A 24,210-nucleotide genomic window follows, 5' to 3' on the forward strand; every position below is an offset into this window, starting at 1 on the left:
AGTTATTTCTCCGCCCAGGCGTAACCGCGCGCCTGCATCGATTTATATTCCTGTTTGAGTTTCGTGATGGTGTCCGGGTATTCCGGCTTACCGTCCGCATCCACCAGCACCGACTGCTGGCTGCATTTGCAGTTGATGGAGTTGCCATCTTTGCCGTACCAGTCACGCACTTCTTCATTGGTGTAGAGGTGGGCATGGCGCACTGCGTGGGTGTGTCGAGTTGTCGGTGACAGTGCAGAGATGTGAACCAGCAGCGTTTTCAGGCCGAAGAGGTCATTCGCCTCCTGGTCTTCATCCCACTTAGCCCGGCGCAGCGCGGTAGTCACTTCAGTGCGTGCTATACGGTTTGCCCGGCGCTTCTCGATGCCGGTCTGGTCTGTCAGGTTGCGGGAAATTTCCAGCGGATTGAGACCGCGGCCCACGCCATCAGTCAGCACGCGCGCCATGTCGCGCTTAACTTCAGCCGTCAGTCCCTTCATTTCCTCAAACAGACGGGCATGCACCAGCGCCATGCGTTGCTGGTACGGATCGCTTGCGAGGATGGACGCCAGCGACTCACGCCCGGCTGCGTACACCGGGGATTGCTGGCTGAGGTTGTAGAACGACTGCCCGGTCCCTTTCTCCGAAGCCAGATCGATGTACTCGTAAAACCACAGGTCGTAATCGCCACCTTCAAGCAGCACCTGATCCACCAGGTAACTGGCATCGTTCAGGATGATGGAGAGTAGCGTTGGGTTTAGCTGGTATTCGTATCTGGCGTTTACTGCGAGGGAGGAAGGTATTTTGTCGAATGCTGATTTGTACGCTTTGCCAATCTTATTCATCCGCCTGGCGAAGTCTTTCATTGCCCGGCGTTCCAGCGCATCGGCCCCGGTCGGATCTTGATAGTTACGCGGCAGAATCGGTGGCTTCGTCTTCTTCGTCGCCATCCTCTTCTCCTAAAGGCTCTTCGTCATCATTGTCATAGCCCGCAGCCGTGCGAATCTCTTCACGGGTGAACGCGGGTTCATCGCCGCTGCCCTGCATGGTCTGGTTAATCTCGCCCATGGTCTTGGCGTTAGTGAGCTTCTCAGTACCGGTCTGTTCGTTAAGGTCATCCCAGATAACAGCCTTCTGGCTGACTGAGTCTACGATTTGCAGATCGATAAGCTTGTCGCAGAAGTCCTCTATTTCGAAAGAGAGGTCTACGCGGCGCGACTGACAACGAGCATTAAAGTATTTCTGGTCTTCGGTGCTGGAGCGCTCGGCCTGCTGATTACCAACCAGAATACGCGTAGGAATATCAACTCCTGCGGCGGCTGTTTGCAGGTTTACGTTATAGGTTGGAGACGGATCAGAAACCGGAGAAACGAGGGAGGTTACGCTGGCCCCCTGGAGAGAAAGCAGCACATCATTTCCGCGATTCATCTCGCGTGCAGCGTCATTAAATTTATCCTGCAACTCATCTACTTTAACGCCGTACATAGATGCAATGCTGCCAAAGTCGATTTCCTTGTCGAAACTAAGTGCTAACTGGCGAGCGGCGTTCTTCAGGAATGACTCACCAGACCCGCCCTCTACCTTCTCCAGGCTCACAAAGGCGTTATAAGCTGGCTCAAGGAAGCCAATAGCATCGTCTGAGTAATCACCAAGGATGAAAACGCGATCGGGGTGGATATTGACGCGGCGACTTGAACCATTCGGCAAGCGTTCGGCGTACTGCCACATTTTCGGCTGACCGTAAGTCTTCGAGTTCAGCCCAGTGTCCCACTCGCTCACCGTTAGCGATCCGGCCCATGCCACGGAAACCTTCTGCAACCCTCGCCCTTTGGTAACCGGAAGGCTCCAGTCTTTTTCGTCGCGGATGTGCAGAAGGATTCCTGCATAACGACCGACAAGGCGACGGCGATCCGCCTCGGCAAATGAGCGCCAGAACCGGTTGTTGAATACCTGCTTTGACTTGTTTTCCCAGGCGGTTTCGTTTTCGCTCTCGTCGGCATCGTCACCCTCGATGATTTCCGGGTTAGTCTGCCAGCATTTGCCCACCAGCTTCTCAACGGCACCGTGAGCTATACCACCGCGACGGTACAGGGCATAAAGGTTTTCGTAGGTTACCTGCTCAGGGAAGCCATACTCGCACCATGCAGAATGGCGCTTATTGTCCAGCCCCATCGTCGGCGCCATCAGTCCCATACGGGCGCGCGCCATCCGCGCATCGTTCAACGCATGGTTGACGGCGAGAGTTAATTTGTCAGTCATGGTTTTTCCGTTTGGTTAGCGAAGGCGTTTCGGAATCATCATCCCGGCCATTTGGCCCTTACGCTTAATGTGACCGTCGAGGCTGTAGCGGATACCGTCCCAGCAGTGCTCATAGCCATCGGCGAGCTTCGGCAACACCTCACCGGTGATGCGGTCCGTTTTGTACGACCACATGCGGGCCTCACGTGCCACGTTTTTGCAGCGCGGATGGATAATGATTTCGTCGAAGCCGCGAAGATGGGCGATCCCGTCCTCAACGCTCCCCTGCCATTTCTCAGCAGCTGTGATGTTGAATCCCTGCCGCTTGAGATAGCTAATCGTCTCGGGTCGAGCGGAGTCTGCCTTGATGGGCCAGTCACGCGAACCGGGGATAGTGTCGTACAGCTCTGGCATGTGGTCGAGCTCCGTCTGCTGCCCGTATGCTTCGTATTCGATGTACAGCCGGTTATGCAGGATGAACGAACGCACCAGCGTGTTAGGGTCTTTGGCGAAACCGAAGTCTGCGCCGAAGAACAGGCGTTCAGCTTCTTTCCAGAGGTTTTCCGAGAACTCAGCGATCCGGTATTTCCCGGCCAGCACCTGCTTATCGGAGTTTTCTAGGTAGGCGCCTTCCCACACCCATGCGTATGTTGCCGGGTCGAGGCGGCGCTGATCGTTCTGTCGCTCACCTTCAAGCACGTCAGGGAACCACGGGTTATCCGTATAGTTCATCTCAACGGTAATGCAGTCGTCGCCGGCTTCTTTGCGGAACCTCTTATCCGTGGCGCTACCGTCGCGCTCCGGGTTCCACGTCACCCAAATCTCTGATCCCTCTTCACGAACGGTCGGGCTCAGCTTCTGCCAGGCTATTTCGCTGACTGATTCAGCCTCGTCCACCCAGCACAATAGAATGCGCGCTTTCGACTTGATGCTGTCGAGGTTATGCCTCAGACCGCAGAACACGTAGTTAACGCTCTTGTCGATGGTGCGGATGTACTTCTCGCCGATATCAAAGTTGGCGGCCAGCCAGGGAACAGACAGGATCGCCTGTTTCACCTCCTGCATACTCGACTCTTCCAGAGAGTTCATGAATTCACGCGCGCAGAGTACCACCCCGCTTTCACCATTCATCATCGACTGATACGCCTTTACGGCAGTCATCAGGGCGAATGTGCGGGTCTTGGCGCTGCCACGTCCACCGTGCGAGCATCGATAACGCTTATTCACCGCGGTGAACAGTGGCGCAAGCTTTGCGGGGATTGGCAACTGAACGGCGTTACTCATGATTTGGGCTCAACGGGGAGTAGCTGGATCACGGTTGGCTTCGGAGTCATGGTTCCATCGGATGAGGTGTGATCGACAATCTGCTTATCCAGTCCAACCAGCTTGGCCTTGCCCATTGTCGCAGCCACAGCAGCTGATGATTGTGGAGTTTCTGCGCTCAAGGCTTTCTGCCTGGCCTCTTCCAATTCAGCCAGGAGAGAATCGACAGTAACGTTATGGCGCTGCTTAATCTCTCCCTGAAGTTCTTTCACCCTTAGTGCTACCTTAGCGTTATCCAGAAGTTTGCTGGCGTTTACGTGCACTGCTTCTGGCTTCATCTTGTCAGCAGCATACGCCGTCCGATAAGCCTCTGAAGCATTACCCGTTTCGATGTATGCCTGACAGAAAGCCTCTTGCTTAATTGTCAGACTTGCCATTCGTTACTCCGTTGTTTGTTCTTCTGGCTGCTCGGCCTGCTCTTCCGGTACTGGCGTGAACTGCACGCGCTTCACGTCGGCCGGAGCGAAATACAACCACTCGCCCGTCTCGGTAGCAAGCGGCACAAAGCCGTTAACCAGCTCAGGCTGGCGTCGTGACATCTTGCCCGTGAAGGTTTCGCCTGTTTGGGTGGTTAGCGTGATTTGGTAGATGTCGGACATTGAGAGCCTCTTTATCCGCTTGTGAAGTCCAACATGTTGGACAAAGTGATTTCTGCATTAAAGACCACTCCTGATGGAAGGGATCCGCAGCAAAATAATTAGAGACCACTATAGAAGCAGAACTCGCCTGCCTCGTTTTCCTATAGGAGGTTACATGTCCACAAGCTTATTAATTTCATTTATAATTGCCATCTCGCCATCAATCAACGAGATCGTCAAAACAGTTTGCCTATCGAAATGGCTTCAACTTTTAGAGCGCTACGGCATTATCAAGCCCACCCGCAGATAGGCTTTGTAATGGCCTGCTTAGTTAATCAACAACTCAGGCTGCGTTACCTGCATGATGTGCTCATGTTCGAGCCTCAGCACGCGTTTTTCCTTCTTCCGTTCGTTCATCAACCGGCTGCCGATCGTGCCTTTCAGCTTTGAGCGCGTTTCTTTAATGGCGTAGCGGTGCTGCATTTCTTCACCCATCGCCATGCGTCGGTTTAGCTGCTCGGCCATCCAGTTAAAGGCATTGATATAACACTCCTTTACTGCGGCAGCTGTTTTGCCAGTGAATCCCATCACGAGCATCATGCATCCGTCGCGGGTGATGTTATACATCGGCTGAACATCGCCATTTTTATCAATGAAATCAATGGGCGCAAAATTGCGCTGGGTGAAGTCATCGGAGCATTTCAGGTTACGTATGGCACGCAAAACGTCTTTGTGTCGCTTGCCAAAGTAATCCGCCACCTTGAGTGATGTGGTGATTATCTTGTTGTCGAGGGTCGTGACCATTTCACGAAAATCGAAAGCCGGAATAACTGACGGATTATTCATAGCGTTTACCTTTCTTTGAGATGAACCTTTGCCGCATAGGAAATCAGCCCGTCGAGGCTCGCCAGCACTAACTGACTTCCTCAAAGGCTCATTTCAAAGGGTTTGGTTCGACGTGGTTTGAATGCGCTGCGGTGCGCGATGAAATGCGGATACAAAAAAGCCCCGCTAATACGAGGCTCTGTAATTCTGCTACGGTTAAAGTCCAGAGGAGAGACTGTGTCAGAACCTCAGGGATGAGGCTCTATTTCCCCTGGGTCTGCTTATCCCATTCCTCGCGGAACCTGGATGGGTTGTCGAAACCTTCACTGCACTGGTTGGCTTTCATCGCTTTGCACCCGATTCTTTTGTTTTCTGGCAGTTCGCCTGCCACGCTTTGTTATGCGCCAGGATGTCTCGCTTCGTCTGGCGGTCAAGAGCATCAATGTCGTGATCAGTAAGATAGATTGGCTTTACCCAGTCACAGGCTGTATCAACCGCCACCGGGACGCTTCCACGTGTCACGCAGCTCGCGATCAACATCGTCATCAGGCATGCGGTTAACATTCTGCTGTACATTGCTGGCCTCTTTTGTTGCTTCTACACGGCGTTCGGCTACTGACTCAATGGCTGCGGCCTTTTCTTCTGTGCGCTGCCGGTCTGCTTTTTCTTCAGCCTGTTCACGCCCGCGAAAACGGCCCACACCAAACGCACCAAGCACAATCAGGATCGCAACTCCGATTGCGGCCAGTAAAGATTTGAGTGTCGTCATAGGCTCACCCGCTCGCGCATCCAGCCATAAACGAATGACTCGTTAGCCGGCCGCTGTTCTGCCAGCTCAAGATAACGCTGACCTTGGCTACAGTTCAGTGCGCGAAGCAATACGATTTCTCCCTCATCTCCACGTCGAGCAAGATAGCTTTTCAATGCGCTGATAGTTCGGGGGCCAATAACCCCATCTGCAATCAGGTCTGGGTAGAGTATGCCTTGAGTGTTGAACACGCTCAGCCAGCGCTGGAACCATTTAACCGGCACTGATGGCCCCATGTTCACACCGGTATCGCAAAGTTCGGCGGCAATGGAAGGGGATACTTCTGCCACCTGATCAAAGCGCGGGCCATACCAGTAATCAGACTCAAGGATCGCCAGAGCCTGCTCACGCGTAAGATTTCGCATATCACCGGTATAACCATGCGCTCGGGCGGTTGCTTGAGTAATTCCCCAGTTCGTTGGGCCGCCCTTATCGTTCGGGTGATCAACATAACCACCCTCTTTGCCGAGAATGGTGTTAAAGATATCGTCTTTGGTCATGGCTATTCCGTAATGACGACCTTCGCCAGGTTCCCGCGCGCCAGCCACACCGCCATGCAGATGACGGAGTTAAGCAGCAGATCGCCTAGGTTAACCTGTACGTAGTGGCCGAGCAGAATGTTGAAGGCATTGAATCCGGCGGCAAGAATGACAAGATAGGCCAGCACCGCGACACTCAGGCGATGACGCTTTCCATCTTTCCTGAAAAACATCAGCCTGACCATGATTAAAAGGCAAACTATGGCGTTTGCATCCATCAGAAGAAGCTGCCATGTCATTTATCTTCCTCCCCCAGCCCCGGCATCTTCCCGCTTTTGGATTTGCGGAGAATACGCAGCAGGACTGCCACGGAAATGGAAGCAGTGACAATTGCACCGACAGCTGGCGATACCTCAATGCTGGCCGGTGGCTTCATCAGGCTTAACGGCGTGTTGATGATTCCGGCCATGATTTTCGCCATGGGTACGGAGAAGAACACGCCACTGATAAACGATATCAGCGCAAAGATAGCCTGCTTCCAGAGTTGATGGGGATCTGAGGTCAGAACGTATAGCGCCGTTCCGGCGAGTGATCCGAGCATCACTGCTGGAGTCGCCTCCGGAAACAGCGTGGCAAAGGTTACACCGACTGATGACGATGTAAGACCAACGCCTACGATAGTGAAGGTCTCAGACATATTTATTCCGTGTGTAGTTGGTTCAGGCCCTCGGGACGATTTAACAAGTAGGCGTGTCGAGGATGTTTCCCGGGACCTGAAAATAAAAAAGCCAGCGACAGGCTGGCAATGTGAGGGTAAGGCAATGTCGGCTCTCTGGCCGAAGGGTCCCAGGTAGTGGGTTCTGTGTGTGGCGATCGGACTCGAACCGATACTCAGGTTCAGCATTAGCATCATGCCTGCCCTGCTGGCTATGCCAGTTGATGCGTTACTCTACCCATTCAACCCGCAAGCGGGAATTAAGTTACACCACAACGGACAGAGCACTGAGCATTTCGTTGGCGCTCCATGCTGCTGCGTGGGTTGGGTTATGAGCCCTTCACGCCAATGCTCTTTCCTGTTGTGTAGAAACTAAAAAGCCCAAGGCGTTAACCTCGGGCTTGAATTTTTTTTTGCTTCGGAACGACTGAACGGATTCCCAGCGTTAGAGATGAATCTATCCAGTTTTTCCGCGAAATGCAATACCTATTTCCTATATATTTTCAATTTTAGGGAAAATTATTTTCATCTCGTTACTTTTGAGAGAATGGCATCAGCCATAGACTCCTGCTTATGGCATTCGGCGACAAGTTCCTCAAAGAGCGGCTGAAGTTGTTCATAGGCCGCCGTTTTCTTTATCTCCGCAACAGTATTAATTCCCTCAATCACCGTTGAGAATTTCAGTCTTGCGTAACCTCTTCCACCGCAGCGGTCACAGGCTTTCATCACCGGAACGCCCTGGCGATCGCTTTCTGCTTTGTCCAGTACCTTGCCTTTGCCATGGCAGCGACACGAATTGCTGATAACGCCCTTTCCGTTACACGGCTTGCATTTGACCCGCACCACCTCACGCGCCTGCGTCCAGCTCTCCCAGTCACTTGGGCGAACGGCCCGCGACATTTTCGACCAGTATGGCGGTTTCCCCCATGGATATGAGACCTTGTTGGTAAATACTTGCGCCTCTGTAAATCCGCCACCATCACAGCAATCACATTTTCGAGTGCTGGCAGCACTTCTTGAATAATCCTGGTATGCAAAAGCGCAGAGAACCTTAAGCACGCCTGACCGAGCTGATTCATCGAGTTCAGACAGTGCTCTGAATTTACCTGATAACTTACGTGCCTGCTCATAGAGTCTCTCCAGTGCTATATCTGGGCTGCTGATGCCGATTTTCGAGAGGTAAAGATCGAAACCAAAGCCGCACTTATGGCCTGCAAGACCAAGAGCAGCCATGACGTCAGTTCCGGTCAGGCTGTCTGATGCGGTTGCGCGAGGAGAGTCACTGAACATCGGTGATTTAGGCGCAAAGTATTTAGCGATTGATTCGAGGTTCATTATGCGGCTTCCTTCTGTGGCTGATTGGTTTTGTTCTGGCTGTGCTTTGCTACTGGCGGCAGGTTGGCGCGCTTAACGCTTTCTGCCTGGTACTTTTCGAAATCAGCTCTGGTCATGATTCCACCACTCCCGTGCTGACTTTCTGTATTCAGGGTTCTCTGTCTGGCAGATAATTTCCGCTCGATCGCCGCTTATCAGCTCGCGAGCTTTCGCATACAGCCTTTCTCTTTTCGAAAGCTGTGTCGTTTCATACCAGGTGCTGGCAACGAACTTTCTCGCTTCAACTGGAGTGAATGTCTTCACGCTGCCTCCCGCTGTTTCAGTGCCTTGAGCTTGGCGCGGTACTCGTCGCGGATCCGGATGAAGTCTTCCCGTCGGTAGTTGGTCATTTCGTGGGGTCCGTTGAGCCAGTCGACGTAATCCTGCCCATAACGAGCAACCAGGCCAGCTTCGTATTGCTGCGCGACCGTCGCCTCTTTGGCGGTGTATTTGCCCGCTCCGGCATTACACGATTTGCACTGCTTATGGGCGTTGCGCTCTTCAAAGCGCAATTCAGGGTTAGCGCCGACCGTTTTGAAGTGGCCGCAGTCCCACTGACCGCCGTGCAGATCCGGGGGATTGGTCTCTCCGCAGCTGATGCATGGCAAATCGGCGTCGCGCGCACGGATGTAGGCGTTGAATGCCTGCTGAGCCTGCGCCTTGTAGTACCCGGCAGGCCGTAGCTCTGCCAGGCGTTCCTTGCGGCGTTTGCGCCCGGCCTTCTCTGCCTCTTTCTGCTCCTTGATTCGCTTAGCGGCGGCTTTCACCTTCTCCTTTTCGCGTTCTTCCATTGCGAGGATTGCGCCGTGTTCCGGGCAGCACCAGCGGATCCGGATGTCATGTAATTTCGGCACGAAGTATTCACCGCATACTTTGCACTTACGGCGGGATGGTTTACGCATGACCTCTCCTCGCCGCGAGACGCAGCCATTTCTGATCTACTAGGTGGGCGGTGTAGCCCTTCAGTGTCGGGATGTCGGACGGTTTAAGCGCTGGCTTACGCTTGCGGCGCGCCGGAACGCGGAAGATTTCGTTGGTGATGACGCGTGCGAGAAGATTACCCACGGGAAGCCCTCCACTCTTGCGCCCAGGCGATGCGCTTACTGGATGCCTCGGAGAACTTCACGCCGCGGTCGGTACCGAACCAGTAAATCGCCTCGATAACGTCGACCATGTAGCGCTTGCTGGATTTGGATGTGCGGACGCCGAAATATACTCGGCCACCGTTGATGCCCGGCGCGGACTTCTGCTCGCTCTCCGGGTCCTGTATCTGGCTAACCAGAACAGTGATCAAGTCCTTCCATTCCTTCGGTTCAAGCCTTTCTCCGTGCCAAACGACTTGGACAGAGAGATCTTTCAGAAGCGGCCACATCAGACGGTTCTGTTTGTCTGTGCGTGTCTCTTCCCTGATCTCGACAACCATCGGTGCGCGAGGATTTACCGGAAGATTTCGAATGTATTCAATGAGGTTGTGTTTAACAGTATCGTTAACGATGCAAAAGTTCTGCTTCATGCGCCACCTCCTAGAGGTAACGCAGAATGCAGAAAATCGCAGGTGCATTTCTGCATCTGTGACAAGGTGAGGAGTTCAGATTGTGGTCGCATTTAAGTCCCCTTAAATGCGCAGAAGTCACCGTCGGGCGTTCAACTCCGACGGCGGTTAAATTATGACTGGTTGATTATGAAAAATCAATAATGCTTGTTTTAGTTATCAAGATCTTCATTTGTAACAACGAGGAAGTTAAAAAATGAAATAATATTTATCCAGGATAAATATAGTTCGTTTGTCATACTGGTTACTTCCCTTGTCGCAAACAGGGCGTCTGGCCCAACTTGATAGTTTAACTCTTCAAAAAGCTCCATGTTCAGTTGACTTATGAAGAATTGTTTTAACTCCTTGATATCAAGACCGTCATTAGTTTCAGTGTGATTTTTTATGTTCTCCATTGCCATGCTAAGGCATCTCACTATGTTAGCTGCGTCATAAAAATTCCACTCGGCACCTTTTTTCCCCTTTGAGTGCGAGTTAGCTTTTTCGGCTATGGATTTTAGAAGCTCATACAGGCTCATTCTGCTTTGGATTTTTAGTGCTTTTGCTGCCGTCTGCCTGCTAGCAATAGCAGCCCAGGCAGAGGCGACGGCCGCGGCGACTGAAAATCCCGAAATGATTACCTCTGAATGTTGTTTTATATATTCGAATATCATATCTGTGCGCTCAGAAGCTGAGCCACGTTTTTATGGCGGAGCTCAGCTTTTTTTGACTAACAATGAAAATAAAAATACTAAATTTAAATTATCTCGTCGAATGGGTTCTGCATCACTTCACCTCCTGCTGCGGTGCTGCTGCGAGCATGGCCTCATAGATATCAAGAGCAATTCCACCACAGCAGCTCGCCTGCATGGCTATTGCCTCTCCAATATCATCAGTCATTTCCTTCGGCACCAAAACCCAACCATCCGGAATCACCGGAGAGTTGCCAGCCTCCAGTCGCTTATTGAGCTCCAGCGCCACCATGGCGATAGTCGATGTTGTTGGTGAATGCATGTGCGGATTGCTTGCAACTGCCTCCAGCCACACGACATCGTTAAATCGGTCGAAGTCGAAATCATCTGGCAACTTGTTAGCCGTCGTTACAGGTTCGGAACCCTGAATCATGGCGGTGCGGCAGGCGTTCCAACCAACAGCGTATGATGCATAGGCACCCCGTAATCCAAGACGTTCAGATTCAGCAGCAATCTCGAAAACTTCAGGCGCATTGGCCGATGTAATTTTATCCGGCACTGTCGGCGCTGGCTGGGCGGTGTCCTGAGTAGATCGCAACTCCTCAAGCTCCTCCCCGATCTGCTTAATGTACTCAATGACATGGTTAGATAGACCGTGGCAATTGTCCTGAAATAATCGCTCAGAAACTTCGTTGTAGTCTTTTAGAGTTGGGTTTCTGTTGCTTTTTATGAAGGCAACAATGGCATCAAGCGCATTTTTACTTCCGAGATGGCTTATCACCGGCTCCGCTTCAAGCGATGCCAGCGCCAGCTTCATCGCTGCCAACGCCATGGCCGCGTCTTCGTTTACTGCGCCGGGAGTTGCATCGCGCTCTTCTTCAAGCTCAGCGATTGTCTGATGGAGCCATTCCTTTAGATTAGTGCTCATGATGACGCTCCTTTTCCTGCTACGGCGCGGTCGATTATTTTTATGAACTCAGCAGCACCTACATCACCGAGACCAGCGTACTCGCTGATAAACTTCCTCGCCGATACGATGATTCCGCACTGATCAGCAATCCGCTTCTCTGCGGCTTCCAGCTTTGCCTCAGCCTCTTTCAGCTTCTTTTGCATCCGATCGTGGCCGTCCACGATTTTGCATACTTCAAGCTGTAGAGTTTCCTCAGACCTCTCCAGCGCTTCGCGTAATACGCGCATACTGACCACTTTCTGAGGTAGCTCGCTGACGTAATGCAGTGGCGTGAAGAGTTCACGACGAGCCATACGAGCGGCCACGATGAGAGTGATGCTTCCTGATTCGCGCGCTGATTCAGCAGTCAAAGCCTGTGTGTCGATGTTGCTCACTGGGCGGCCTCCTGCATGGCTGGATCTGCTGGTAAAATCATGTGCGGCACTTCAATAAGTTCTGCCCGAGCATCAGTCGTGTTCAGCGCCAATAATGCGACGATCCGTTTCTGTTCAGCATCCATTCGTAACGCTACTGTCTTGCCGCTAAAATTGAAGAACACCGCCACGTTTTTGATATCTTCGATTTTCATACACCTACCCTCCCCCAAACCATTAATACTCGCTTCATAGCCGCGCTGTTGCGGCATTCCTGACAGATAACGTTCGCCTCTGTACGTTGCACCAGCTTCGAATTCCCCTTCGGCATGGCCGGTATGGTTTTTGGTGCGTATTTCATGCCGTAGCTGGTCAACCGATAAAGCCGCTGGCCGTGCTTGCCTTCGAACTCGATCAGGCCGTCTGCAAACAAGGTGCTCAACGGGCCGGAAATCTTTTTGGTGGTCATGCCTATCATCTTGGCAATACGACCACTGTTCAGGCCCGGGTTATTACGCAGGGCTGCAAGAATCTGCCCACGAATTGTTATGGTCATCAGAACCCCCCTTTCTTTTTCGGCTGCTGCTCACGCCCGCGGCGTTCTGCGGCGGCGGCCTGCTGGTCTGTGTCGTAAATTGCCCCGTTGTTCTGATTGCAATAAACCGTTCCGGTACTGCCGTGGCGGTTGAGTCGCAGGATTAACTCGGTTTCTCCCGGGGGCACGCTGTCATCGAAAGCACCTTCCCGGTGGATACCAACCCAGTAGTCGCAGTCCTGCTCAATCTGCCCTGTGTCGCGGGAATCGCTCGGTAACGGGCGTTTATTCACTCGCTTCTCCAGTTCGCGGTTGAGCTGGGTCAGCAGCACGACGACGCAGCCAAGCTCTTTAGCGAGGTTCTTCAACCCTTTGGTGATCATCCCGTAGGCAAGGTCATTACGGTCGGCTTTTTCGGCGGTCATCAGAGTCAGGTAGTCAACCAAAATCATGCCTACGCAGCCCTTCTCGCGTTTGATTCGGCGGCTTTCGCTAACGATGTGCGCCAGTGACAGGCCCGGAGTGTCGTCGATGTACAGCATGTCGATTTCACTCAGCCGGCCCGCTGTAGCGATCGCCTTCTTAAAGTCGCCGTCGTAGTCTCCCTGGTACTGGTCGTCGGCGTCATCCGTGGCGGGCATGTAAAAAATGCTCGGGTTTACGCCGGACTTCTGCCCAACAAGCTTTTCGAGGATCTGGTCGCTGGGCATTTCCAGGCTAAACATCAGCGCTGGCTTTTTCTCGCGAATCGCGCAGTTGATCGCCATCTGCCCGTACAGGGTTGTCTTGCCCATCTTTGGTCTTGCGCCAATCACAAACAGGGAACCTTTCACCAGACCTTTCGGCGCTAACAGTCGGTCGAGTGACGGGATGCCGGTACTCATGCCACGCTGTTCGCCTGAAGGGTCGAAACGCTTCTCCAGATCCGCCACCCAGTCATCCATAACCTCGCCAAACGATCTCAACCCACGGCGACTACCGGTTTTTGAATGGTCTGCGAGCTGGGTGAAAATACCCTGAATGGCCTCGTACTTCTGCGTGGCGCTCATGCCGTTACGGGAATACAGCAAATCAGTAGCTTCGGTCAGACGGTTGATACCGTAGCGCTCCATTGCGGCTTCCCGGACTGATGCTGCGTATGCCACGATGTTTGCTGCACTTGGAGTGTTCTTGGCGATCTCCGCCAGGTAAGCAAAGCCACCTACCTGCTCCGCGAGCCCTTTGCCTTCGAGCGCGTCGAACAATGTCAGACCATCGACTGGCTTGTTGTCGCGGAACATCTGGCGCATCTCGGAAAAGATCACCTGGTGAGGTCGGCTGTAGAACGACTCAGGCTTGAGCATCGCCAGAACCTTCTGGACTCGCTCGCTGTTGTCATCATCCAGCAGCAGGCCACCGATAACGCTCTGCTCTGCTTCGAGGTTTTGTGGTACAGCCATGAAATCAGCGGTCATCACGATCCCCCTCGCGCACTTCGATGTAGAGTTTTTCGGTCAGGAACTTATCGAATTTCATGCGGCGCCAGGTCTTCCCGGATTTCTGGTCTGGTCTGTCTTCAAGCATCCAGCGGCAGTTCTGAGCGATGTAGCGCAGATAACTTCTGAAACCGTCCATATCCATCGGCTTGCCGTCCAGGTTGCGGGCAATCTTGTTAGCCTTACCCCAGAAGGTGCGGATCAGATTGCGTCGCTCATCAGTGAGGCATCTCCATCCCCGGGCTTCAGGCAGTTCGTCTTTCAGGCATTGCCATACTTCATCGCATGACAAACGGGACTTTTTCTCTTCAGCGGGTTTCTGGTCATTTGCGACATACTTACTACCGTTAGGTAGTAAGTTATTTAATATATTGTTATCTGTGGACACTGGCTGGACATCGGCTGGACACTCCACCTCCGCAGGCATTGGTACGACTGCGTTTGGGCTGGACACTGGCTGGACATCGGCTGGACAAAAATTTGACTGATATTCGTCATATTTGACCACTTTTAGAACAGTAAAACGGTTGTTCGATTTGGTGGTGATCATGCCCAGATTCTGGAATTTACGGAGAAGTGATTTAACGCGATCAGCGGTCAAACCCGTTTCCATTGCCAGTGTGTTTCGACCGGTAATGAACTCTCCGCGCTCGCAGATCACATCTCCGACATCCGTGGATACCAGTGTCTGTTCGTGATTGGCGCGCAGGAGCAGGTGAACCCATAAATGAGCCGCCTCAGCATCCTTGTAGAACGGCACATCCATAATTTTACGGTGCAGCAAGGCAAACCCCTTACCGTCATTCGTGCGCGGTTTCTGGAGCCTTCTGGCCTCTCTGGCTTCGGCTAAATTGGATACGTTACCCACGGCCACTCTCCTTACGTTTCAGTTCTTCCAGGATGGCGCGCATCTTCTCTGCCACAATCGGATTAACCGAGCGGATGAAGCGGTCGCGGGTTATGTTTTTATGTACAGCGGTATGGTAATAGCGTGGATTTTTTGCCATTATTCCTCCTGCAACTACTCTCGTTTTTGCACCAGAAAGTCGGTTCTGTTCGCGCAGACCGGCTTTCGCCATTTCTGTAGTTCTCACATAACCCCCAGCATCGACGTGACCATCGTCATCAGTGGGCCTACCTGCTCAGGCATGAGGCGGAACAGCGACGCTATACCCTCGCTCACCTCTTTCAGCTTCTGATGCTCTGGCGCGTCCAGCAGTACGGCCTGCTTAGCTTCGGCACATTCTTTCATCGCAGAGGCGATCAGAGACATCGTGTCGTTCTGCGGCGCCAGGCGGTTGCGGTATTCCAGTGGCAGCACGGCCATGATTGCCGGAGCCAGCTGGCGAATGTTGTTGGCGGCGTATTCGGTGTCGCCATCAATCCAGCGGAATACCTTCTGCATCTGGCGGTGCGAGTCAGTCGGGATATCCAGACCGGTGCCGCCAGTTGACCTCCACTCTTCTACAATCAGTGCCGCGACAAATTCACGGCTGCGGCAGTCAGCTGCCCAGGCCCGAACAGCTGCGCGGATCCCATCGATGTTTAACGCCGTGGAATCAGGTTCCCGGCGATTCTGGTAAATCATCGCCGTTGGCGAAAATTTGTTACCTTGTTGATACGCAAGTGAATGCATTGCTTTCCCTTTCGTGGTTAGGGCCGCCGTTAAGCGGCGTTGTTGTCGGCCGGTGACGGGAACAGCGTCGGCAAGTCAGGGCGAATCTGGTATGCCTGAATCTCGCCACCAGTTGCTTTTACGATGCTGTTCACATGCTCCGGAGAAACCTTCGCTTTGTTGTGTAGCCACTTGTAAACCGCCTGCTGCGACACTGCGCACGCTTCACCAAGGGCTTTTTGAGACCCGACGATGGTGATAGCGGTTTTAATGGTTGGGTTCATAACAACCTCCGTAGTGAATATGAAAGAAAAATAAAACTATGGTTGTATTTAGTCAACAACCATTTTCGTTTGATGGAATAAAACCATGGTTGTACATTGCGCGTATGAAAACGACACTCGCTGAAAGATTGAAGGAAGCCAGGACATTACGAGGCCTTACGCAAAAGGCCCTCGGGGATCTGGTCGGGGTAAGCCAGGCAGCTATCCAGAAGATTGAAACAGGAAAAGCCAACCAGACAACAAAACTGGTTGAGCTTGCTAATGCGTTAAAGGTAAAGCCTGAATGGTTGAGTTCTGGTGAAGGCGCTATGCTTCTCACTGGGCAGGATGAAGCTATCCCACCGTCTGATCAGTGGGGTACCGTTGAGCCTTGGGATAATTCAACCCCATTACCTGATGACGAGGTAGAAGTGCCATTTCTAAAGGATATTGAGCTGGCCTGTGGCGATGGGACATTCCCACGCGAAGACTATAACGGCTACAAAATACGCTTTTCTAAAGCTACTTTGCGGCGTGTAAATGCACACAGAGAAAGCGTTCTGTGCTTCCCTGCCCATGGGAATAGCATGGAGCCAGTCATCCCTGAAGGGACTACGGTGGCTATCAACATCAACGACAAAAAAATCGTGGACGGTAAGGTCTATGCCATTAGCCAGGATGGATGGAACCGCTTAAAAATACTTTATCGAGTTGGCCCGAACAGGCTGAGCATTCGTAGTTTCAATCACATCGAACATCCTGATGAAGAAGCGGATCTTGATAGCGTACAGGTCATTGGAAGAATGTTTTGGACATCGACAATCTGGTAAAGGGATAGTTATGAAAAAAATTTTAATTGCTTTGGCACTAATCTCCTCATCGCCTGCATTTTCAGAAATGACCCCAGCCGACAGCCTTAAACAGGCTCCAGAAATGGTATGCACTGGACATCAGAATCAGGATGAATGCAGGGCTGTAGTCAAGGCTGTAATGTTTGGGACCTACAGCTTCACCGCATTAGACGAGCAATGTGAGAGTAGTTCAGATGCTGTGAAAGCGAAAATGGACGCAGAAATGAAAGAGCAATGCGCTATGGCGAAAGAAGCTACCCAGTACCTAAAGACACTCCGCCGATAATCCCCCTCATATGTAAACAACCTCGCTACGGCGAGGTTTTTTATTGTCTAAACCCCGCAACCCATCACTTCTAAAAAATAAATTCCTTTCAAATACAACCAAGTAAAACCAAAACAACTTCCAATACAACTATTGTTGTTGACGATAAAACAACTATGGTTTTTAATAAGTCCATCGAAACGAAACATCGACAGCTGAGCGAAGTTAGCCAGCGGCGAAACATCGATTCGGTCAGTCGAACGGCGCGACAGTAAACCATGCGTCGGACGCCCGGCGGGCTCAGGGAGAGCGGCAATGGTGCGTATCTGGAATGTTTTGGGATTGGGTGAATGCGCAGGCTGATGCGCTGAGACGTCAAGATGATGATGCTCAAGCTGCCTGGGCACGGTTCGCAAAGTGGTGAGAGGCAGGTTTACCCAGCGAGAAATCATCAATGCCGGGAGTAGTTCAGCACCGGCCATCCAATCACCAAAGCATTTCTCCCGCATCAGCGGGTAACGACAGAGCCAGCCTCAAGCACCGGGCGTCGATGCTTGGTGATGGTAATACTGCCATCTCAACTGCACAGGAGACGATGATCCTGTTCTGGTTGGATTGGAAAAGTCTTCTTGGCCCGCCAGCGCGCGGGCATTTTTTTTGGAGGTTGCATGTTTGCTACTGATATCTCACTGAAATACGGCACTCATCAGCCAGAGACGATTCTGGAAACAATGCCGATTGAAGAAGCCTCCGAAATCATCAAGGAGAAGCTTCGTGATGAAGTGCGCCAGGAGCTCGAGTGCGAGTATGGCGATCGCCTTTATGAGGCTGAAGAAGAGGCATCAAACTGGGAAAGCAGAGCTGACGACTATGAATTCGATGCAACTTGCCTGGCTAAGGCCATAAGAGAGGCTTTTGAATCTGCCAACTTTGAAGATGCAAAGGTGATCCTCCAGCGAGCGATGCACGACCACAAAGACTATTTCTGAAGACCCGCCACGGCGGGTTTTTTCATACCTCAGTCGCTTCACCGAGGCGGCTTAGTTATGACAACCGGCGGCCATCCACCGTCACTTTTTTTGTTTTTTCGCACAAGCGCAGAAGTCTTGTATTAACCGTTCCGTTCGCCGCGATAAGGCCAAGAGGATTTATGAGTAATAATCATGGCGGTCCGGCATTTCCGGTCGCAGGTAGTGAGCACAATTATCCTATTGAGGGAATGACGCTGCGTGACTTCTTCGCAGCAAAGGCTATGCAGGCCAGATTATCCAACCCGCAATGGATAGCCAGTGATGAGCGTACTGCGCTGGATGCTTATCAAGTCGCAGACGCCATGCTCCGCGCCCGGGAGGCATCATGACAGTCACCCACAACGGCAAGCAGTACACCGCCAAAAAGCTTAACGATAACGAGTGGCAGCTGACGTCGGTATCGGCACCACGCGATAAGCTGACGCTTAACCGCTGGCAGATGCATATCGCTGGCCTCCTGAAACAGGTTGAGGTGAAGGTATGATCAATCATCACCTGCTGCGCGCGGCGCAGAGCAAAGCTGCCATTGCCCTGTTTATCGGTGATGGCGCCATGTGGATGGCAGCCTACGACGAAATGAAGGTTGCCATCGGTTATCCGTGGCATAGAAAAACAGCCTAATCCCCCAATTCAACCGATCGGCCTGGCTCAATGCGGGCGGGATCTGCACATCCAAATTTCAGGAGAAACCATGAGCGAAGTAACGGACTTAACTGTCATCGAAATCAAGCCGGAGCAGGCGCCAGCGCTTTACGTAGCGGGCGGCCTTGACGCTTACCTCGAGCAAATCCGCCAGGCAGTAAACGAAGTGCCGGACCTGTCCACGAAGAAAGGTCGTGACCGTGTAGCCTCTCTGGCGGCGCAGGTGTCCCGCAGCAAGACGGCAATTGAAAAGCCGGGCCGTGAGTACCTGAAGCGCCTGAAAGAGGCTGTGCGTCCGGCTGAGGCCGAAATTAAGCGATTCGTTGATGCCTGCGACGAGCTGCGCGATGCGACCCGCCGCCCACTCACCGAATGGGAAGCAGAGCAGGAACGGATTAAGGCTGAAGAAGCCATGAACGCGATGCACGCCGAAGCGCTGGAAATGAACGAAGAGTTTGACCGCCAGCGTGCCGCGCAGATCGAGGTAGACCACGAAATGGCTCTGCTGATGAATGATGCTTTCGATCGTGACCGCGAAGAGCAGCGCCGTATGGCGGAACAGGCTCAGCGTGAACACGAAGAGCGCATTAGGCGGGAAGCTGCGGAACAGGCCCGCCGTGATGCCGAAGCGAAGCACAAAGCGGAGATTGAAGCCGCAGCGCGCCGTGAAGCAGAAGAGAAAGCCCGCGCTGAACTGGCGGAACGCCAGCGCATTGAAGCGGAACAGCGTGCGGCACGCGAGAAGCAGGAAGCAGAAGCCCGGGCAGAACGCGAAAAAGCCGCGGCAGTGGAAGCTGAGCGCCTAAAGGCAAAGCAGGCAGAAGAAGCCCGCCTGGCTGAGCAGAAGCGCATCGCCGATGAGCAGGCAAAGCGCGAAGCTGACGTGAAACACCGCAAGACGGTCGGCACCAACATCGTTAACGCGCTCACCAGCCATACCAGCTTAACCCGCGAGCAGGCTATCGAAGTGCTTACCGCTCTGAAAGATGACCTGATCCCCTGCGCGAAAATTCATTACTGAGGCAACCATGAACGCATACCTCCCTTACGACCGCATCGAAGATCGGCGCTGGGCTGAGCAGCAGCTCGGCGACGAGAAAGAGAAGTGGGTCGACGACCGGGCGCAGCAAATCATCGACATGATGCCAAAAGAGCCGTCCGGCCTCTTCCACTTCTCCGTACCGATTGACTCCAGCCCATACGAAGGACTTCGCAGCGATAAAGCTGGCGAGGCCTACAACGATTTCATTTCGGCAGTTGCTTACGCCCAGGCGGAATACGACTGGGAACACCGTACCGGCTGCCCGTTTTAATTTTTGAGGGGATTAACGATGGCAAACGAATTAACAATCACAGCGACGTCGCTTCAGGAGATAGGCGTCGACGTCTCCACCTGGAGCGCGCTGAAGAACAGCATCTACCCTGGCGCGAAAGACGAATCGGTAATGATGGCGCTTGATTATTGTCGCGCCCGCCAACTGGACCCATTGCTCAAACCTGTCCACCTCGTCCCGATGTACGTCAAAGACTCGAAAACAGGTAAAGGCGACTGGCGCGACGTGGTCATGCCGGGAATCGGGCTTTACCGTATTCAGGCAGACCGTTCCGGCGATTATGCCGGCGCCCGCGAACCAGAGTTCGGTCCAGACACGACGCAGACGCTTTCTGGTGTCGAGGTAACCTTCCCTCAGTGGTGCAAATACACCGTCTACAAGCGCATGCCTAGCGGAGAGATCGTCGAGTTCAGCGCCAAAGAATACTGGATTGAAAACTACGCCACCGGCGGCCGCGACACCACAGCTCCGAATGCAATGTGGAAAAAGCGCCCATACGGACAGCTGGCGAAATGCGCGGAAGCCCAGGCGTTGCGTAAAGCATGGCCTGAGATTGGACAGCAGCCTACCGCCGAAGAAATGGAAGGTAAATCACTGGACGTAGATATCCGTGACGTCACGCCGCGCAGCACCACTGAAGCGCTTCCACCAGCAGCAAGCGAAGAAACACTTCAGGCGATCACCGATCTCTTAACATCACTGAATAAAGACTGGGAGCAAGACTTCCTCCCAGTGTGCAGCGACATCTTCAAACGGCCAATTCTTGAGGCGTCAGACCTTACTGAAGAAGAGGCACAGAAAGGATTCAACTTCCTTCAGAAAAAAGCTAAGGCGGCAGCATGACACCCTCACTCCTTTCACTGCTGCGAAGCGGAAAACACAGCATTCGCGACATGGCAAAGATTTTAGGCATCTCAAAGTCTCGCGTGTCATGGTTCATCGCCGAGCTTGAGCGGCGCAAATGGATAGAAGTCACCAGGTGCGCGATATGGTTTCACGATGGCACCCGTTCAAATAAGCAGAACGTATACAGGGTAAAACTATGACACCAGAAATTATCCTTGCCCGGACCGGCATTGACGTAACCACTATTCAACAGGGCGACGAGGAATGGCACCGGCTGCGCCTCGGCGTTATCACCGCCTCTGAAGTGCACAACGTCATATCCAAACCACGATCGGGGAAGAAGTGGACAGATATGAAAATGTCCTACTTCCACACGCTGCTCGCCGAGGTATGCACCGGCGTCGTGCCAGAGGTTAACGCCAAGGCGCTGGCCTGGGGCAAGCAGTATGAAGAAGACGCCCGCACCCTCTTCGAGTTCACCACCGACGTGAAAGTCACGGAGTCTCCGATCCTGTTCCGTGACGAGAGCATGCGCACTGCGTGCTCCCCTGACGGCCTTTGCAGTAACGATTTCGGCCTCGAATTGAAATGCCCGTTCACCTCTCGCGACTTCATGAAATTCCGCCTTGGCGGTTTCGAAGCCATCAAGTCTGCGTACATGGCCCAGGTACAGTACAGCATGTGGGTGACCGGGAAAGACGCATGGTTCTTTGCTAACTACGACCCGCGCATGAAACGCGAAGGCATTCACCATGTCGTCGTTGAGCGGGATCCGCAGTACATGTCCGTCTTCAACGAAATGGTGCCGGAGTTCATCGAGAAGATGGACGAGGCGCTGGCGGAGATCGGCTTCACGTTCGGAGAGCAGTGGAAATGAAACGCACACCCTTTTACCGCAGGCCCGGGCGAACCGGGCAATTCTCCGGCCTCCGCGAACGCGTTATCTGGATGATTCAGACGCGCGGCCGCCCGGTAACCGGTAGCGAAATCGCTGAGAAGTTTGGCGTAACGCTCATTGAGTTTAACCGGGTGGCCAACGGCATTACCCGCGGCGCCGGACAAATAGCGCAAATTGTCGCGTCGGAAACATGGCGCAACGAGGACGGTATCTGCGACCGGACATTTAGCCTGGCCAGCAAGCCAAAGGTCGTAACGCCGCAAGGCAAATCACGCCTGTTCACCCGGCGCGCCATTGAGCAGTCGCAGGAAGGCAGAAGACAGGAATGCATAGCGCGTGCAGCACGCCGTCGCCGCCTGATAGCTCAGGGCCTCTACATCGACGAAATGGAGTCCATCCTATGACTCACGCTCACGACGACATCAGGGTTGGCACACTGTGCCTTCCATTCATTGGTAACGGCTGGCTAATGCCATGGGGTGAAGTGGTAAGCAATCCATTAAAGGCGCAGCGGCTCGCTGAGGAATATCGGGAAAGGCAGGAGGCGGCATGAATAACATCCCCAACCAGGACATAGACGCCCTCGTAAAATCAGGCGCCCTTTTCGTTTCAAATCATTCTGGCGGTAAAGATAGTCAAACGATGCTTATCAAGCTGCTTGAGGTTATCCCGCCAAAGCAGATCGTCGTAGTGCATGCTTCGCTTGGCGCCATGGAATGGCCTGGCGCGCTGGAGCTAGCCGAGAAGCAGGCTGGGGGTTCTGGACTGCCGTTCATCGTTGCCAGGGCGCGCAAGACCCTGCTGGAGATGGTGGAGCGACGCTTTGCGAATCGCCCAGAAGTGCCGAGCTGGCCGTCAGCTAGCACGAGACAATGCACTAGTGACCTGAAGCGCGGCCCTATCCAGCGTGAGGTGAGAGCCTACGCGAAGGCGAACGGTTTCAAAGTAATCGTCAACTGTCTCGGTCTGCGCGCCCAGGAGTCCCCTGGCCGAGCCAAGCGTCAGGTGTTTCGCAAGAACGAAACTGATTCCAACTCGGTGCTGACCTGGTACGAATGGTTGCCAATTCATGAGCTGAAGGTGGAAGAGGTGTTTGCCTCAATTCGCGAGGCCGGTCAGGAACCGCATTACGCTTACGCGTTGGGAAATGAGCGTCTTAGCTGCGTGTTCTGCATCATGGCGAGCCGAAACGACCTGCGGAACGGTGGACGGCATCACCCCGAGCTGCTTGAGCAGTACGCAGCGCTGGAGGCGCATACCGGGTACACGATGCACATGAACCGCATCCCGATAAAGGAGCTGGCAGCATGACCGGAAGATACTCTCTTATCTACGCTGATCCGCCTTGGTCTTACGGCAACACCATCAGCAACGGCGCCGCAGCCGACCACTACTCCACTATGAAGTTAATCGACATCAAGCGTCTGCCAGTGTGGGAACTTGCCGCCGAAAACGCTGTGCTGGCGATGTGGTACACCGGCACGCATAACCAGGAGGCGATAGAGTTGGCCGAAGCCTGGGGCTTTACCGTTCGCACGATGAAGGGCTTTACCTGGGTGAAGCTGAATCAGAACGCAGAACTGCGCATCAACAAGGCGCTGGCCGAGGGTGAAGTCACCGACTTTTACGACTTCCTCTACATGCTTAACGCCGAGACGCGCATGAATGGAGGCAACCACACACGGGCCAACACTGAGGACTTGCTGATTGCCACCCGCGGCGCCGGGCTGGAACGTAAGCACGCCGGGATTAAGCAGGTGGTATACAGCCCGCTCGGCGCGCACAGCGAAAAGCCGTGGGAAGTGCGCCACCGGCTGGAGCTTCTTTACGGCGATGTGCCGCGCATTGAACTGTTTAGCCGCAGCGCGGCGCCAGGCTGGCACCACTGGGGAAACCAGTGCTCCACCGCCGCGGTTGAATTGTTACCCGGCTGCGCCATCGATGTTGTGAAAACGGAGGTCGCATGACACCAGAAAAAGACAACGCCATCCGCGCCGCCTGCCGCCGCTGCACCGAAGAAATCCAGCAGGCCATGCGCAAGAAGCCAAAGTCTAACTGGAACGAAACGGTGCCTCCCATCATCAACAAGCATCACAAGAAAATTGAAGCTCTGGGAGTTAGCCTCCTGGAGTTTGTCGTATACACAGGGCGGCTTAATCGCCGCTTCGGGGTTGAATCGTGAGCAAAATATTATCAACGGCAATTAGCCTAGCCATTATCGGGTGTCTTCTTTTAGGTAATGAGCAGGCACAACAGTTTGCCTATTACTCATACCTGGTTATTTCTGTTTTGGCGTGGATTGGGGTTTTCTGCGGAGGCCTCACCCATGAGTTCGTGCTTGAGGAAATGAAATATTTGTGGCTAAGCATTCCTCTATCCGTGATGACAATTTATGCCCTCATCGTCACCGACCATACGGCATTAGCGGCCTCTGCTCTCGTCTACGCTCTGTTTTTTGCTGGAGCTGCGAAAAGCAAACCCAAAAGAAACCCACTATGAAAACACTAATCGCCAGGTCGCTTAGTCGGCCTTTTTTATTGCTGGCGTTCACCTTCAACCGAATTAACCGACAGTTCCGGGAGCATTGACA

The 24,210-nt window shown here is 53.2% G+C and carries 44 protein-coding genes and 1 pseudogene; 17 read left to right on the forward strand and 28 right to left on the reverse strand.

Annotated elements, in window-relative coordinates; translation table 11 throughout:
• Window positions 1-2: 2 nt before the first annotated feature.
• The 27 genes and pseudogenes from DD606_RS03625 to DD606_RS03755 form a co-directional block, all read right to left on the reverse strand.
• Window positions 3-929 (reverse strand): phage minor head protein, encoded by a 927-nt coding sequence (locus DD606_RS03625; RefSeq protein WP_059356545.1) that lies wholly within the window; start codon window positions 927-929, stop codon window positions 3-5.
• Window positions 889-2,238 carry a phage portal protein gene (locus tag DD606_RS03630; RefSeq protein ID WP_059356544.1) on the reverse strand — a complete coding sequence of 450 codons (1,350 nt, stop codon included), beginning with the start codon at window positions 2,236-2,238 and terminating at the stop codon, window positions 889-891. Before DD606_RS03630 ends, DD606_RS03625 begins: the two co-directional genes overlap by 41 nt.
• A 15-nt stretch (window positions 2,239-2,253) precedes the next feature.
• A complete protein-coding gene (locus tag DD606_RS03635; RefSeq protein WP_129258196.1) occupies window positions 2,254-3,501 on the reverse strand; it encodes a PBSX family phage terminase large subunit in 1,248 nt (415 codons plus the stop codon).
• On the reverse strand, window positions 3,498-3,917 hold the full coding sequence (locus tag DD606_RS03640) for a terminase small subunit (protein WP_045341919.1): 420 nt from the start codon (window positions 3,915-3,917) through the stop codon (window positions 3,498-3,500). Before DD606_RS03640 ends, DD606_RS03635 begins: the two co-directional genes overlap by 4 nt.
• A 3-nt stretch (window positions 3,918-3,920) precedes the next feature.
• Window positions 3,921-4,139 carry a hypothetical protein gene (locus DD606_RS03645; RefSeq protein WP_045341918.1) on the reverse strand — a complete coding sequence of 73 codons (219 nt, stop codon included), beginning with the start codon at window positions 4,137-4,139 and terminating at the stop codon, window positions 3,921-3,923.
• 306 nt (window positions 4,140-4,445) lie between these two features.
• Window positions 4,446-4,964, reverse strand: coding sequence for a Rha family transcriptional regulator (locus DD606_RS03650; protein ID WP_058655469.1), 519 nt, complete (start codon window positions 4,962-4,964; stop codon window positions 4,446-4,448).
• Between the two features lie 321 nt (window positions 4,965-5,285).
• Window positions 5,286-5,483 (reverse strand): hypothetical protein, encoded by a 198-nt coding sequence (locus DD606_RS26350; RefSeq protein WP_129258254.1) that lies wholly within the window; start codon window positions 5,481-5,483, stop codon window positions 5,286-5,288.
• The gene (locus DD606_RS03660; protein WP_129258197.1) at window positions 5,434-5,712 is read right to left on the reverse strand and encodes a hypothetical protein; all 279 of its coding nucleotides are present in this window, start codon (window positions 5,710-5,712) and stop codon (window positions 5,434-5,436) included. Before DD606_RS03660 ends, DD606_RS26350 begins: the two co-directional genes overlap by 50 nt.
• Entirely contained in the window at window positions 5,709-6,251 is a 543-nt protein-coding gene (locus DD606_RS03665; RefSeq protein WP_045344894.1) for a glycoside hydrolase family 108 protein, read from the reverse strand. The genes DD606_RS03660 and DD606_RS03665 overlap by 4 nt, the downstream gene beginning before the upstream one ends.
• A 2-nt stretch (window positions 6,252-6,253) precedes the next feature.
• Complete coding sequence (locus tag DD606_RS03670; RefSeq protein ID WP_112020644.1) at window positions 6,254-6,529, reverse strand: phage holin family protein; 276 nt, start codon at window positions 6,527-6,529, stop codon at window positions 6,254-6,256.
• The gene (locus DD606_RS03675; protein WP_001514183.1) at window positions 6,526-6,927 is read right to left on the reverse strand and encodes a putative holin; all 402 of its coding nucleotides are present in this window, start codon (window positions 6,925-6,927) and stop codon (window positions 6,526-6,528) included. The genes DD606_RS03670 and DD606_RS03675 overlap by 4 nt, the downstream gene beginning before the upstream one ends.
• A 543-nt stretch (window positions 6,928-7,470) precedes the next feature.
• Window positions 7,471-8,280, reverse strand: a complete 810-nt coding sequence (locus tag DD606_RS03680) for an antitermination protein (RefSeq protein ID WP_129258199.1) — start codon at window positions 8,278-8,280, stop codon at window positions 7,471-7,473.
• Window positions 8,280-8,396, reverse strand: a complete 117-nt coding sequence (locus tag DD606_RS26355; RefSeq protein WP_022651096.1) for a hypothetical protein — start codon at window positions 8,394-8,396, stop codon at window positions 8,280-8,282. The genes DD606_RS03680 and DD606_RS26355 overlap by 1 nt, the downstream gene beginning before the upstream one ends.
• A 183-nt stretch (window positions 8,397-8,579) precedes the next feature.
• Window positions 8,580-9,221 carry a recombination protein NinG gene (locus tag DD606_RS03695; RefSeq protein WP_129258201.1) on the reverse strand — a complete coding sequence of 214 codons (642 nt, stop codon included), beginning with the start codon at window positions 9,219-9,221 and terminating at the stop codon, window positions 8,580-8,582.
• Window positions 9,214-9,384, reverse strand: coding sequence for a NinE family protein (locus DD606_RS03700; RefSeq protein ID WP_129258203.1), 171 nt, complete (start codon window positions 9,382-9,384; stop codon window positions 9,214-9,216). The genes DD606_RS03695 and DD606_RS03700 overlap by 8 nt, the downstream gene beginning before the upstream one ends.
• Window positions 9,377-9,832: a recombination protein NinB gene (locus DD606_RS03705; RefSeq protein ID WP_129258205.1), complete on the reverse strand. Its 456-nt coding sequence runs from the start codon at window positions 9,830-9,832 to the stop codon at window positions 9,377-9,379. Before DD606_RS03705 ends, DD606_RS03700 begins: the two co-directional genes overlap by 8 nt.
• Before the next feature lie 191 nt (window positions 9,833-10,023).
• On the reverse strand, window positions 10,024-10,524 hold the full coding sequence (locus DD606_RS03710) for a hypothetical protein (RefSeq protein WP_129258206.1): 501 nt from the start codon (window positions 10,522-10,524) through the stop codon (window positions 10,024-10,026).
• Window positions 10,525-10,636: 112 nt separating this feature from the next.
• Entirely contained in the window at window positions 10,637-11,470 is an 834-nt protein-coding gene (locus tag DD606_RS03715) for a hypothetical protein (RefSeq protein WP_129258208.1), read from the reverse strand.
• Window positions 11,467-11,886, reverse strand: coding sequence for a hypothetical protein (locus tag DD606_RS03720; protein ID WP_251995620.1), 420 nt, complete (start codon window positions 11,884-11,886; stop codon window positions 11,467-11,469). Before DD606_RS03720 ends, DD606_RS03715 begins: the two co-directional genes overlap by 4 nt.
• Window positions 11,883-12,080 carry a hypothetical protein gene (locus tag DD606_RS03725; RefSeq protein WP_129258210.1) on the reverse strand — a complete coding sequence of 66 codons (198 nt, stop codon included), beginning with the start codon at window positions 12,078-12,080 and terminating at the stop codon, window positions 11,883-11,885. The genes DD606_RS03720 and DD606_RS03725 overlap by 4 nt, the downstream gene beginning before the upstream one ends.
• Window positions 12,077-12,421 carry a helix-turn-helix transcriptional regulator gene (locus DD606_RS03730; protein ID WP_129258212.1) on the reverse strand — a complete coding sequence of 115 codons (345 nt, stop codon included), beginning with the start codon at window positions 12,419-12,421 and terminating at the stop codon, window positions 12,077-12,079. The genes DD606_RS03725 and DD606_RS03730 overlap by 4 nt, the downstream gene beginning before the upstream one ends.
• The gene (locus tag DD606_RS03735; RefSeq protein WP_129258213.1) at window positions 12,421-13,854 is read right to left on the reverse strand and encodes a DnaB-like helicase C-terminal domain-containing protein; all 1,434 of its coding nucleotides are present in this window, start codon (window positions 13,852-13,854) and stop codon (window positions 12,421-12,423) included. Before DD606_RS03735 ends, DD606_RS03730 begins: the two co-directional genes overlap by 1 nt.
• On the reverse strand, window positions 13,844-14,743 hold the full coding sequence (locus DD606_RS03740; protein WP_047748420.1) for a hypothetical protein: 900 nt from the start codon (window positions 14,741-14,743) through the stop codon (window positions 13,844-13,846). The genes DD606_RS03735 and DD606_RS03740 overlap by 11 nt, the downstream gene beginning before the upstream one ends.
• A complete protein-coding gene (locus DD606_RS25875; RefSeq protein WP_015571544.1) occupies window positions 14,736-14,882 on the reverse strand; it encodes a hypothetical protein in 147 nt (48 codons plus the stop codon). Before DD606_RS25875 ends, DD606_RS03740 begins: the two co-directional genes overlap by 8 nt.
• Window positions 14,877-14,954 (reverse strand): annotated as a pseudogene (locus tag DD606_RS03745) (replication protein); the annotation flags it as partial. The gene DD606_RS25875 and the pseudogene DD606_RS03745, both read right to left, overlap by 6 nt.
• 11 nt (window positions 14,955-14,965) lie before the next feature.
• Window positions 14,966-15,511: a toxin YdaT family protein gene (locus DD606_RS03750; RefSeq protein WP_129258215.1), complete on the reverse strand. Its 546-nt coding sequence runs from the start codon at window positions 15,509-15,511 to the stop codon at window positions 14,966-14,968.
• A gap of 29 nt (window positions 15,512-15,540) precedes the next feature.
• Complete coding sequence (locus tag DD606_RS03755) at window positions 15,541-15,774, reverse strand: helix-turn-helix domain-containing protein (RefSeq protein ID WP_003859811.1); 234 nt, start codon at window positions 15,772-15,774, stop codon at window positions 15,541-15,543.
• 38 nt (window positions 15,775-15,812) lie between these two features.
• Between DD606_RS03755 and DD606_RS03760 the strand changes: the two genes are divergently transcribed.
• The gene (locus tag DD606_RS03760; RefSeq protein ID WP_129258217.1) at window positions 15,813-16,583 is read left to right on the forward strand and encodes a helix-turn-helix transcriptional regulator; all 771 of its coding nucleotides are present in this window, start codon (window positions 15,813-15,815) and stop codon (window positions 16,581-16,583) included.
• A gap of 10 nt (window positions 16,584-16,593) precedes the next feature.
• On the forward strand, window positions 16,594-16,890 hold the full coding sequence (locus DD606_RS03765) for a hypothetical protein (RefSeq protein WP_129258220.1): 297 nt from the start codon (window positions 16,594-16,596) through the stop codon (window positions 16,888-16,890).
• Between the two features lie 47 nt (window positions 16,891-16,937).
• Here DD606_RS03765 and DD606_RS03770 read toward each other — a convergent pair whose 3' ends face one another.
• Complete coding sequence (locus DD606_RS03770) at window positions 16,938-17,351, reverse strand: hypothetical protein (protein ID WP_139158310.1); 414 nt, start codon at window positions 17,349-17,351, stop codon at window positions 16,938-16,940.
• A gap of 186 nt (window positions 17,352-17,537) precedes the next feature.
• On the opposite strand from DD606_RS03770, the gene DD606_RS03775 reads away from it, so the two are divergent.
• The 15 genes from DD606_RS03775 (at window position 17,538) to DD606_RS03840 (ending at window position 24,119) form a co-directional block, all read left to right on the forward strand.
• Complete coding sequence (locus tag DD606_RS03775; RefSeq protein WP_219824220.1) at window positions 17,538-17,858, forward strand: hypothetical protein; 321 nt, start codon at window positions 17,538-17,540, stop codon at window positions 17,856-17,858.
• 161 nt (window positions 17,859-18,019) lie between these two features.
• Complete coding sequence (locus tag DD606_RS03780) at window positions 18,020-18,229, forward strand: hypothetical protein (protein WP_129258224.1); 210 nt, start codon at window positions 18,020-18,022, stop codon at window positions 18,227-18,229.
• The gene (locus DD606_RS25880; protein WP_047727208.1) at window positions 18,226-18,384 is read left to right on the forward strand and encodes a hypothetical protein; all 159 of its coding nucleotides are present in this window, start codon (window positions 18,226-18,228) and stop codon (window positions 18,382-18,384) included. The genes DD606_RS03780 and DD606_RS25880 overlap by 4 nt, the downstream gene beginning before the upstream one ends.
• Window positions 18,381-18,521, forward strand: coding sequence for a host cell division inhibitory peptide Kil (locus DD606_RS03785; protein ID WP_023327239.1), 141 nt, complete (start codon window positions 18,381-18,383; stop codon window positions 18,519-18,521). The genes DD606_RS25880 and DD606_RS03785 overlap by 4 nt, the downstream gene beginning before the upstream one ends.
• Window positions 18,522-18,591: 70 nt before the next feature.
• On the forward strand, window positions 18,592-19,563 hold the full coding sequence (locus DD606_RS03790; RefSeq protein ID WP_129258226.1) for a hypothetical protein: 972 nt from the start codon (window positions 18,592-18,594) through the stop codon (window positions 19,561-19,563).
• Window positions 19,564-19,570: 7 nt separating this feature from the next.
• Entirely contained in the window at window positions 19,571-19,855 is a 285-nt protein-coding gene (gene gamL, locus DD606_RS03795) for a host nuclease inhibitor GamL (protein ID WP_129258228.1), read from the forward strand.
• Window positions 19,856-19,873: 18 nt separating this feature from the next.
• On the forward strand, window positions 19,874-20,719 hold the full coding sequence (gene bet / locus DD606_RS03800; RefSeq protein WP_129258230.1) for a phage recombination protein Bet: 846 nt from the start codon (window positions 19,874-19,876) through the stop codon (window positions 20,717-20,719).
• Window positions 20,716-20,922, forward strand: coding sequence for a helix-turn-helix domain-containing protein (locus DD606_RS03805; RefSeq protein ID WP_047721664.1), 207 nt, complete (start codon window positions 20,716-20,718; stop codon window positions 20,920-20,922). The genes bet and DD606_RS03805 overlap by 4 nt, the downstream gene beginning before the upstream one ends.
• Entirely contained in the window at window positions 20,919-21,599 is a 681-nt protein-coding gene (locus DD606_RS03810) for a lambda exonuclease family protein (protein ID WP_129258232.1), read from the forward strand. Before DD606_RS03805 ends, DD606_RS03810 begins: the two co-directional genes overlap by 4 nt.
• Window positions 21,596-22,024: a regulator gene (locus DD606_RS03815; RefSeq protein ID WP_129258234.1), complete on the forward strand. Its 429-nt coding sequence runs from the start codon at window positions 21,596-21,598 to the stop codon at window positions 22,022-22,024. Before DD606_RS03810 ends, DD606_RS03815 begins: the two co-directional genes overlap by 4 nt.
• Window positions 22,021-22,173, forward strand: a complete 153-nt coding sequence (locus tag DD606_RS03820) for a DUF1317 family protein (protein WP_006809793.1) — start codon at window positions 22,021-22,023, stop codon at window positions 22,171-22,173. Before DD606_RS03815 ends, DD606_RS03820 begins: the two co-directional genes overlap by 4 nt.
• The gene (locus DD606_RS03825; protein ID WP_063938383.1) at window positions 22,170-22,931 is read left to right on the forward strand and encodes a phosphoadenosine phosphosulfate reductase family protein; all 762 of its coding nucleotides are present in this window, start codon (window positions 22,170-22,172) and stop codon (window positions 22,929-22,931) included. The genes DD606_RS03820 and DD606_RS03825 overlap by 4 nt, the downstream gene beginning before the upstream one ends.
• On the forward strand, window positions 22,928-23,587 hold the full coding sequence (locus DD606_RS03830; RefSeq protein ID WP_058648524.1) for an MT-A70 family methyltransferase: 660 nt from the start codon (window positions 22,928-22,930) through the stop codon (window positions 23,585-23,587). The genes DD606_RS03825 and DD606_RS03830 overlap by 4 nt, the downstream gene beginning before the upstream one ends.
• Window positions 23,584-23,802, forward strand: coding sequence for a hypothetical protein (locus DD606_RS03835; RefSeq protein ID WP_129258236.1), 219 nt, complete (start codon window positions 23,584-23,586; stop codon window positions 23,800-23,802). The genes DD606_RS03830 and DD606_RS03835 overlap by 4 nt, the downstream gene beginning before the upstream one ends.
• Window positions 23,799-24,119, forward strand: a complete 321-nt coding sequence (locus DD606_RS03840; RefSeq protein ID WP_129258238.1) for a hypothetical protein — start codon at window positions 23,799-23,801, stop codon at window positions 24,117-24,119. Before DD606_RS03835 ends, DD606_RS03840 begins: the two co-directional genes overlap by 4 nt.
• The last annotated feature ends 91 nt before the right edge of the window (window positions 24,120-24,210 follow it).

The organism is Enterobacter cloacae complex sp. GF14B (assembly GCF_004136805.1).
Classification (GTDB): Bacteria; Pseudomonadota; Gammaproteobacteria; order Enterobacterales; family Enterobacteriaceae; genus Enterobacter; species Enterobacter hormaechei_C.

Excerpts from the sequence above, each read along its gene's own strand:
- DD606_RS03825 (WP_063938383.1), top strand. The coding sequence starts at position 22,170 with ATGAATAACATCCCCAACCAGGACATAGACGCCCTCGTAAAATCAGGC.
- DD606_RS03805 (WP_047721664.1), top strand. The coding sequence starts at position 20,716 with ATGACACCCTCACTCCTTTCACTGCTGCGAAGCGGAAAACACAGCATT.
- DD606_RS03680 (WP_129258199.1), bottom strand. The coding sequence starts at position 8,280 with ATGAACCTCGAATCAATCGCTAAATACTTTGCGCCTAAATCACCGATG.
- gamL (WP_129258228.1), top strand. The coding sequence starts at position 19,571 with ATGAACGCATACCTCCCTTACGACCGCATCGAAGATCGGCGCTGGGCT.
- DD606_RS03640 (WP_045341919.1), bottom strand. The coding sequence starts at position 3,917 with ATGGCAAGTCTGACAATTAAGCAAGAGGCTTTCTGTCAGGCATACATC.
- DD606_RS03695 (WP_129258201.1), bottom strand. The coding sequence starts at position 9,221 with ATGCGTAAACCATCCCGCCGTAAGTGCAAAGTATGCGGTGAATACTTC.
- DD606_RS03775 (WP_219824220.1), top strand. The coding sequence starts at position 17,538 with ATGTTTGCTACTGATATCTCACTGAAATACGGCACTCATCAGCCAGAG.
- DD606_RS03735 (WP_129258213.1), bottom strand. The coding sequence starts at position 13,854 with ATGACCGCTGATTTCATGGCTGTACCACAAAACCTCGAAGCAGAGCAG.
- DD606_RS26350 (WP_129258254.1), bottom strand. The coding sequence starts at position 5,483 with ATGTTGATCGCGAGCTGCGTGACACGTGGAAGCGTCCCGGTGGCGGTT.
- DD606_RS03665 (WP_045344894.1), bottom strand. The coding sequence starts at position 6,251 with ATGACCAAAGACGATATCTTTAACACCATTCTCGGCAAAGAGGGTGGT.
- DD606_RS26355 (WP_022651096.1), bottom strand. The coding sequence starts at position 8,396 with ATGACCAGAGCTGATTTCGAAAAGTACCAGGCAGAAAGCGTTAAGCGC.
- DD606_RS03670 (WP_112020644.1), bottom strand. The coding sequence starts at position 6,529 with ATGACATGGCAGCTTCTTCTGATGGATGCAAACGCCATAGTTTGCCTT.
- DD606_RS03790 (WP_129258226.1), top strand. The coding sequence starts at position 18,592 with ATGAGCGAAGTAACGGACTTAACTGTCATCGAAATCAAGCCGGAGCAG.
- DD606_RS03780 (WP_129258224.1), top strand. The coding sequence starts at position 18,020 with ATGAGTAATAATCATGGCGGTCCGGCATTTCCGGTCGCAGGTAGTGAG.
- DD606_RS03710 (WP_129258206.1), bottom strand. The coding sequence starts at position 10,524 with ATGATATTCGAATATATAAAACAACATTCAGAGGTAATCATTTCGGGA.
- DD606_RS03730 (WP_129258212.1), bottom strand. The coding sequence starts at position 12,421 with ATGACCATAACAATTCGTGGGCAGATTCTTGCAGCCCTGCGTAATAAC.
- bet (WP_129258230.1), top strand. The coding sequence starts at position 19,874 with ATGGCAAACGAATTAACAATCACAGCGACGTCGCTTCAGGAGATAGGC.
- DD606_RS03810 (WP_129258232.1), top strand. The coding sequence starts at position 20,919 with ATGACACCAGAAATTATCCTTGCCCGGACCGGCATTGACGTAACCACT.
- DD606_RS03630 (WP_059356544.1), bottom strand. The coding sequence starts at position 2,238 with ATGACTGACAAATTAACTCTCGCCGTCAACCATGCGTTGAACGATGCG.
- DD606_RS03725 (WP_129258210.1), bottom strand. The coding sequence starts at position 12,080 with ATGAAAATCGAAGATATCAAAAACGTGGCGGTGTTCTTCAATTTTAGC.
- DD606_RS03765 (WP_129258220.1), top strand. The coding sequence starts at position 16,594 with ATGAAAAAAATTTTAATTGCTTTGGCACTAATCTCCTCATCGCCTGCA.
- DD606_RS03770 (WP_139158310.1), bottom strand. The coding sequence starts at position 17,351 with ATGGCCGGTGCTGAACTACTCCCGGCATTGATGATTTCTCGCTGGGTA.
- DD606_RS03815 (WP_129258234.1), top strand. The coding sequence starts at position 21,596 with ATGAAACGCACACCCTTTTACCGCAGGCCCGGGCGAACCGGGCAATTC.
- DD606_RS03705 (WP_129258205.1), bottom strand. The coding sequence starts at position 9,832 with ATGAAGCAGAACTTTTGCATCGTTAACGATACTGTTAAACACAACCTC.
- DD606_RS03835 (WP_129258236.1), top strand. The coding sequence starts at position 23,584 with ATGACACCAGAAAAAGACAACGCCATCCGCGCCGCCTGCCGCCGCTGC.
- DD606_RS03625 (WP_059356545.1), bottom strand. The coding sequence starts at position 929 with ATGGCGACGAAGAAGACGAAGCCACCGATTCTGCCGCGTAACTATCAA.
- DD606_RS03750 (WP_129258215.1), bottom strand. The coding sequence starts at position 15,511 with ATGCATTCACTTGCGTATCAACAAGGTAACAAATTTTCGCCAACGGCG.
- DD606_RS03645 (WP_045341918.1), bottom strand. The coding sequence starts at position 4,139 with ATGTCCGACATCTACCAAATCACGCTAACCACCCAAACAGGCGAAACC.
- DD606_RS03715 (WP_129258208.1), bottom strand. The coding sequence starts at position 11,470 with ATGAGCACTAATCTAAAGGAATGGCTCCATCAGACAATCGCTGAGCTT.
- DD606_RS03650 (WP_058655469.1), bottom strand. The coding sequence starts at position 4,964 with ATGAATAATCCGTCAGTTATTCCGGCTTTCGATTTTCGTGAAATGGTC.
- DD606_RS25875 (WP_015571544.1), bottom strand. The coding sequence starts at position 14,882 with ATGGCAAAAAATCCACGCTATTACCATACCGCTGTACATAAAAACATA.
- DD606_RS03755 (WP_003859811.1), bottom strand. The coding sequence starts at position 15,774 with ATGAACCCAACCATTAAAACCGCTATCACCATCGTCGGGTCTCAAAAA.
- DD606_RS03830 (WP_058648524.1), top strand. The coding sequence starts at position 22,928 with ATGACCGGAAGATACTCTCTTATCTACGCTGATCCGCCTTGGTCTTAC.
- DD606_RS03785 (WP_023327239.1), top strand. The coding sequence starts at position 18,381 with ATGATCAATCATCACCTGCTGCGCGCGGCGCAGAGCAAAGCTGCCATT.
- DD606_RS03760 (WP_129258217.1), top strand. The coding sequence starts at position 15,813 with ATGGTTGTATTTAGTCAACAACCATTTTCGTTTGATGGAATAAAACCA.
- DD606_RS03660 (WP_129258197.1), bottom strand. The coding sequence starts at position 5,712 with ATGACGACACTCAAATCTTTACTGGCCGCAATCGGAGTTGCGATCCTG.
- DD606_RS25880 (WP_047727208.1), top strand. The coding sequence starts at position 18,226 with ATGACAGTCACCCACAACGGCAAGCAGTACACCGCCAAAAAGCTTAAC.
- DD606_RS03820 (WP_006809793.1), top strand. The coding sequence starts at position 22,021 with ATGACTCACGCTCACGACGACATCAGGGTTGGCACACTGTGCCTTCCA.
- DD606_RS03675 (WP_001514183.1), bottom strand. The coding sequence starts at position 6,927 with ATGTCTGAGACCTTCACTATCGTAGGCGTTGGTCTTACATCGTCATCA.
- DD606_RS03635 (WP_129258196.1), bottom strand. The coding sequence starts at position 3,501 with ATGAGTAACGCCGTTCAGTTGCCAATCCCCGCAAAGCTTGCGCCACTG.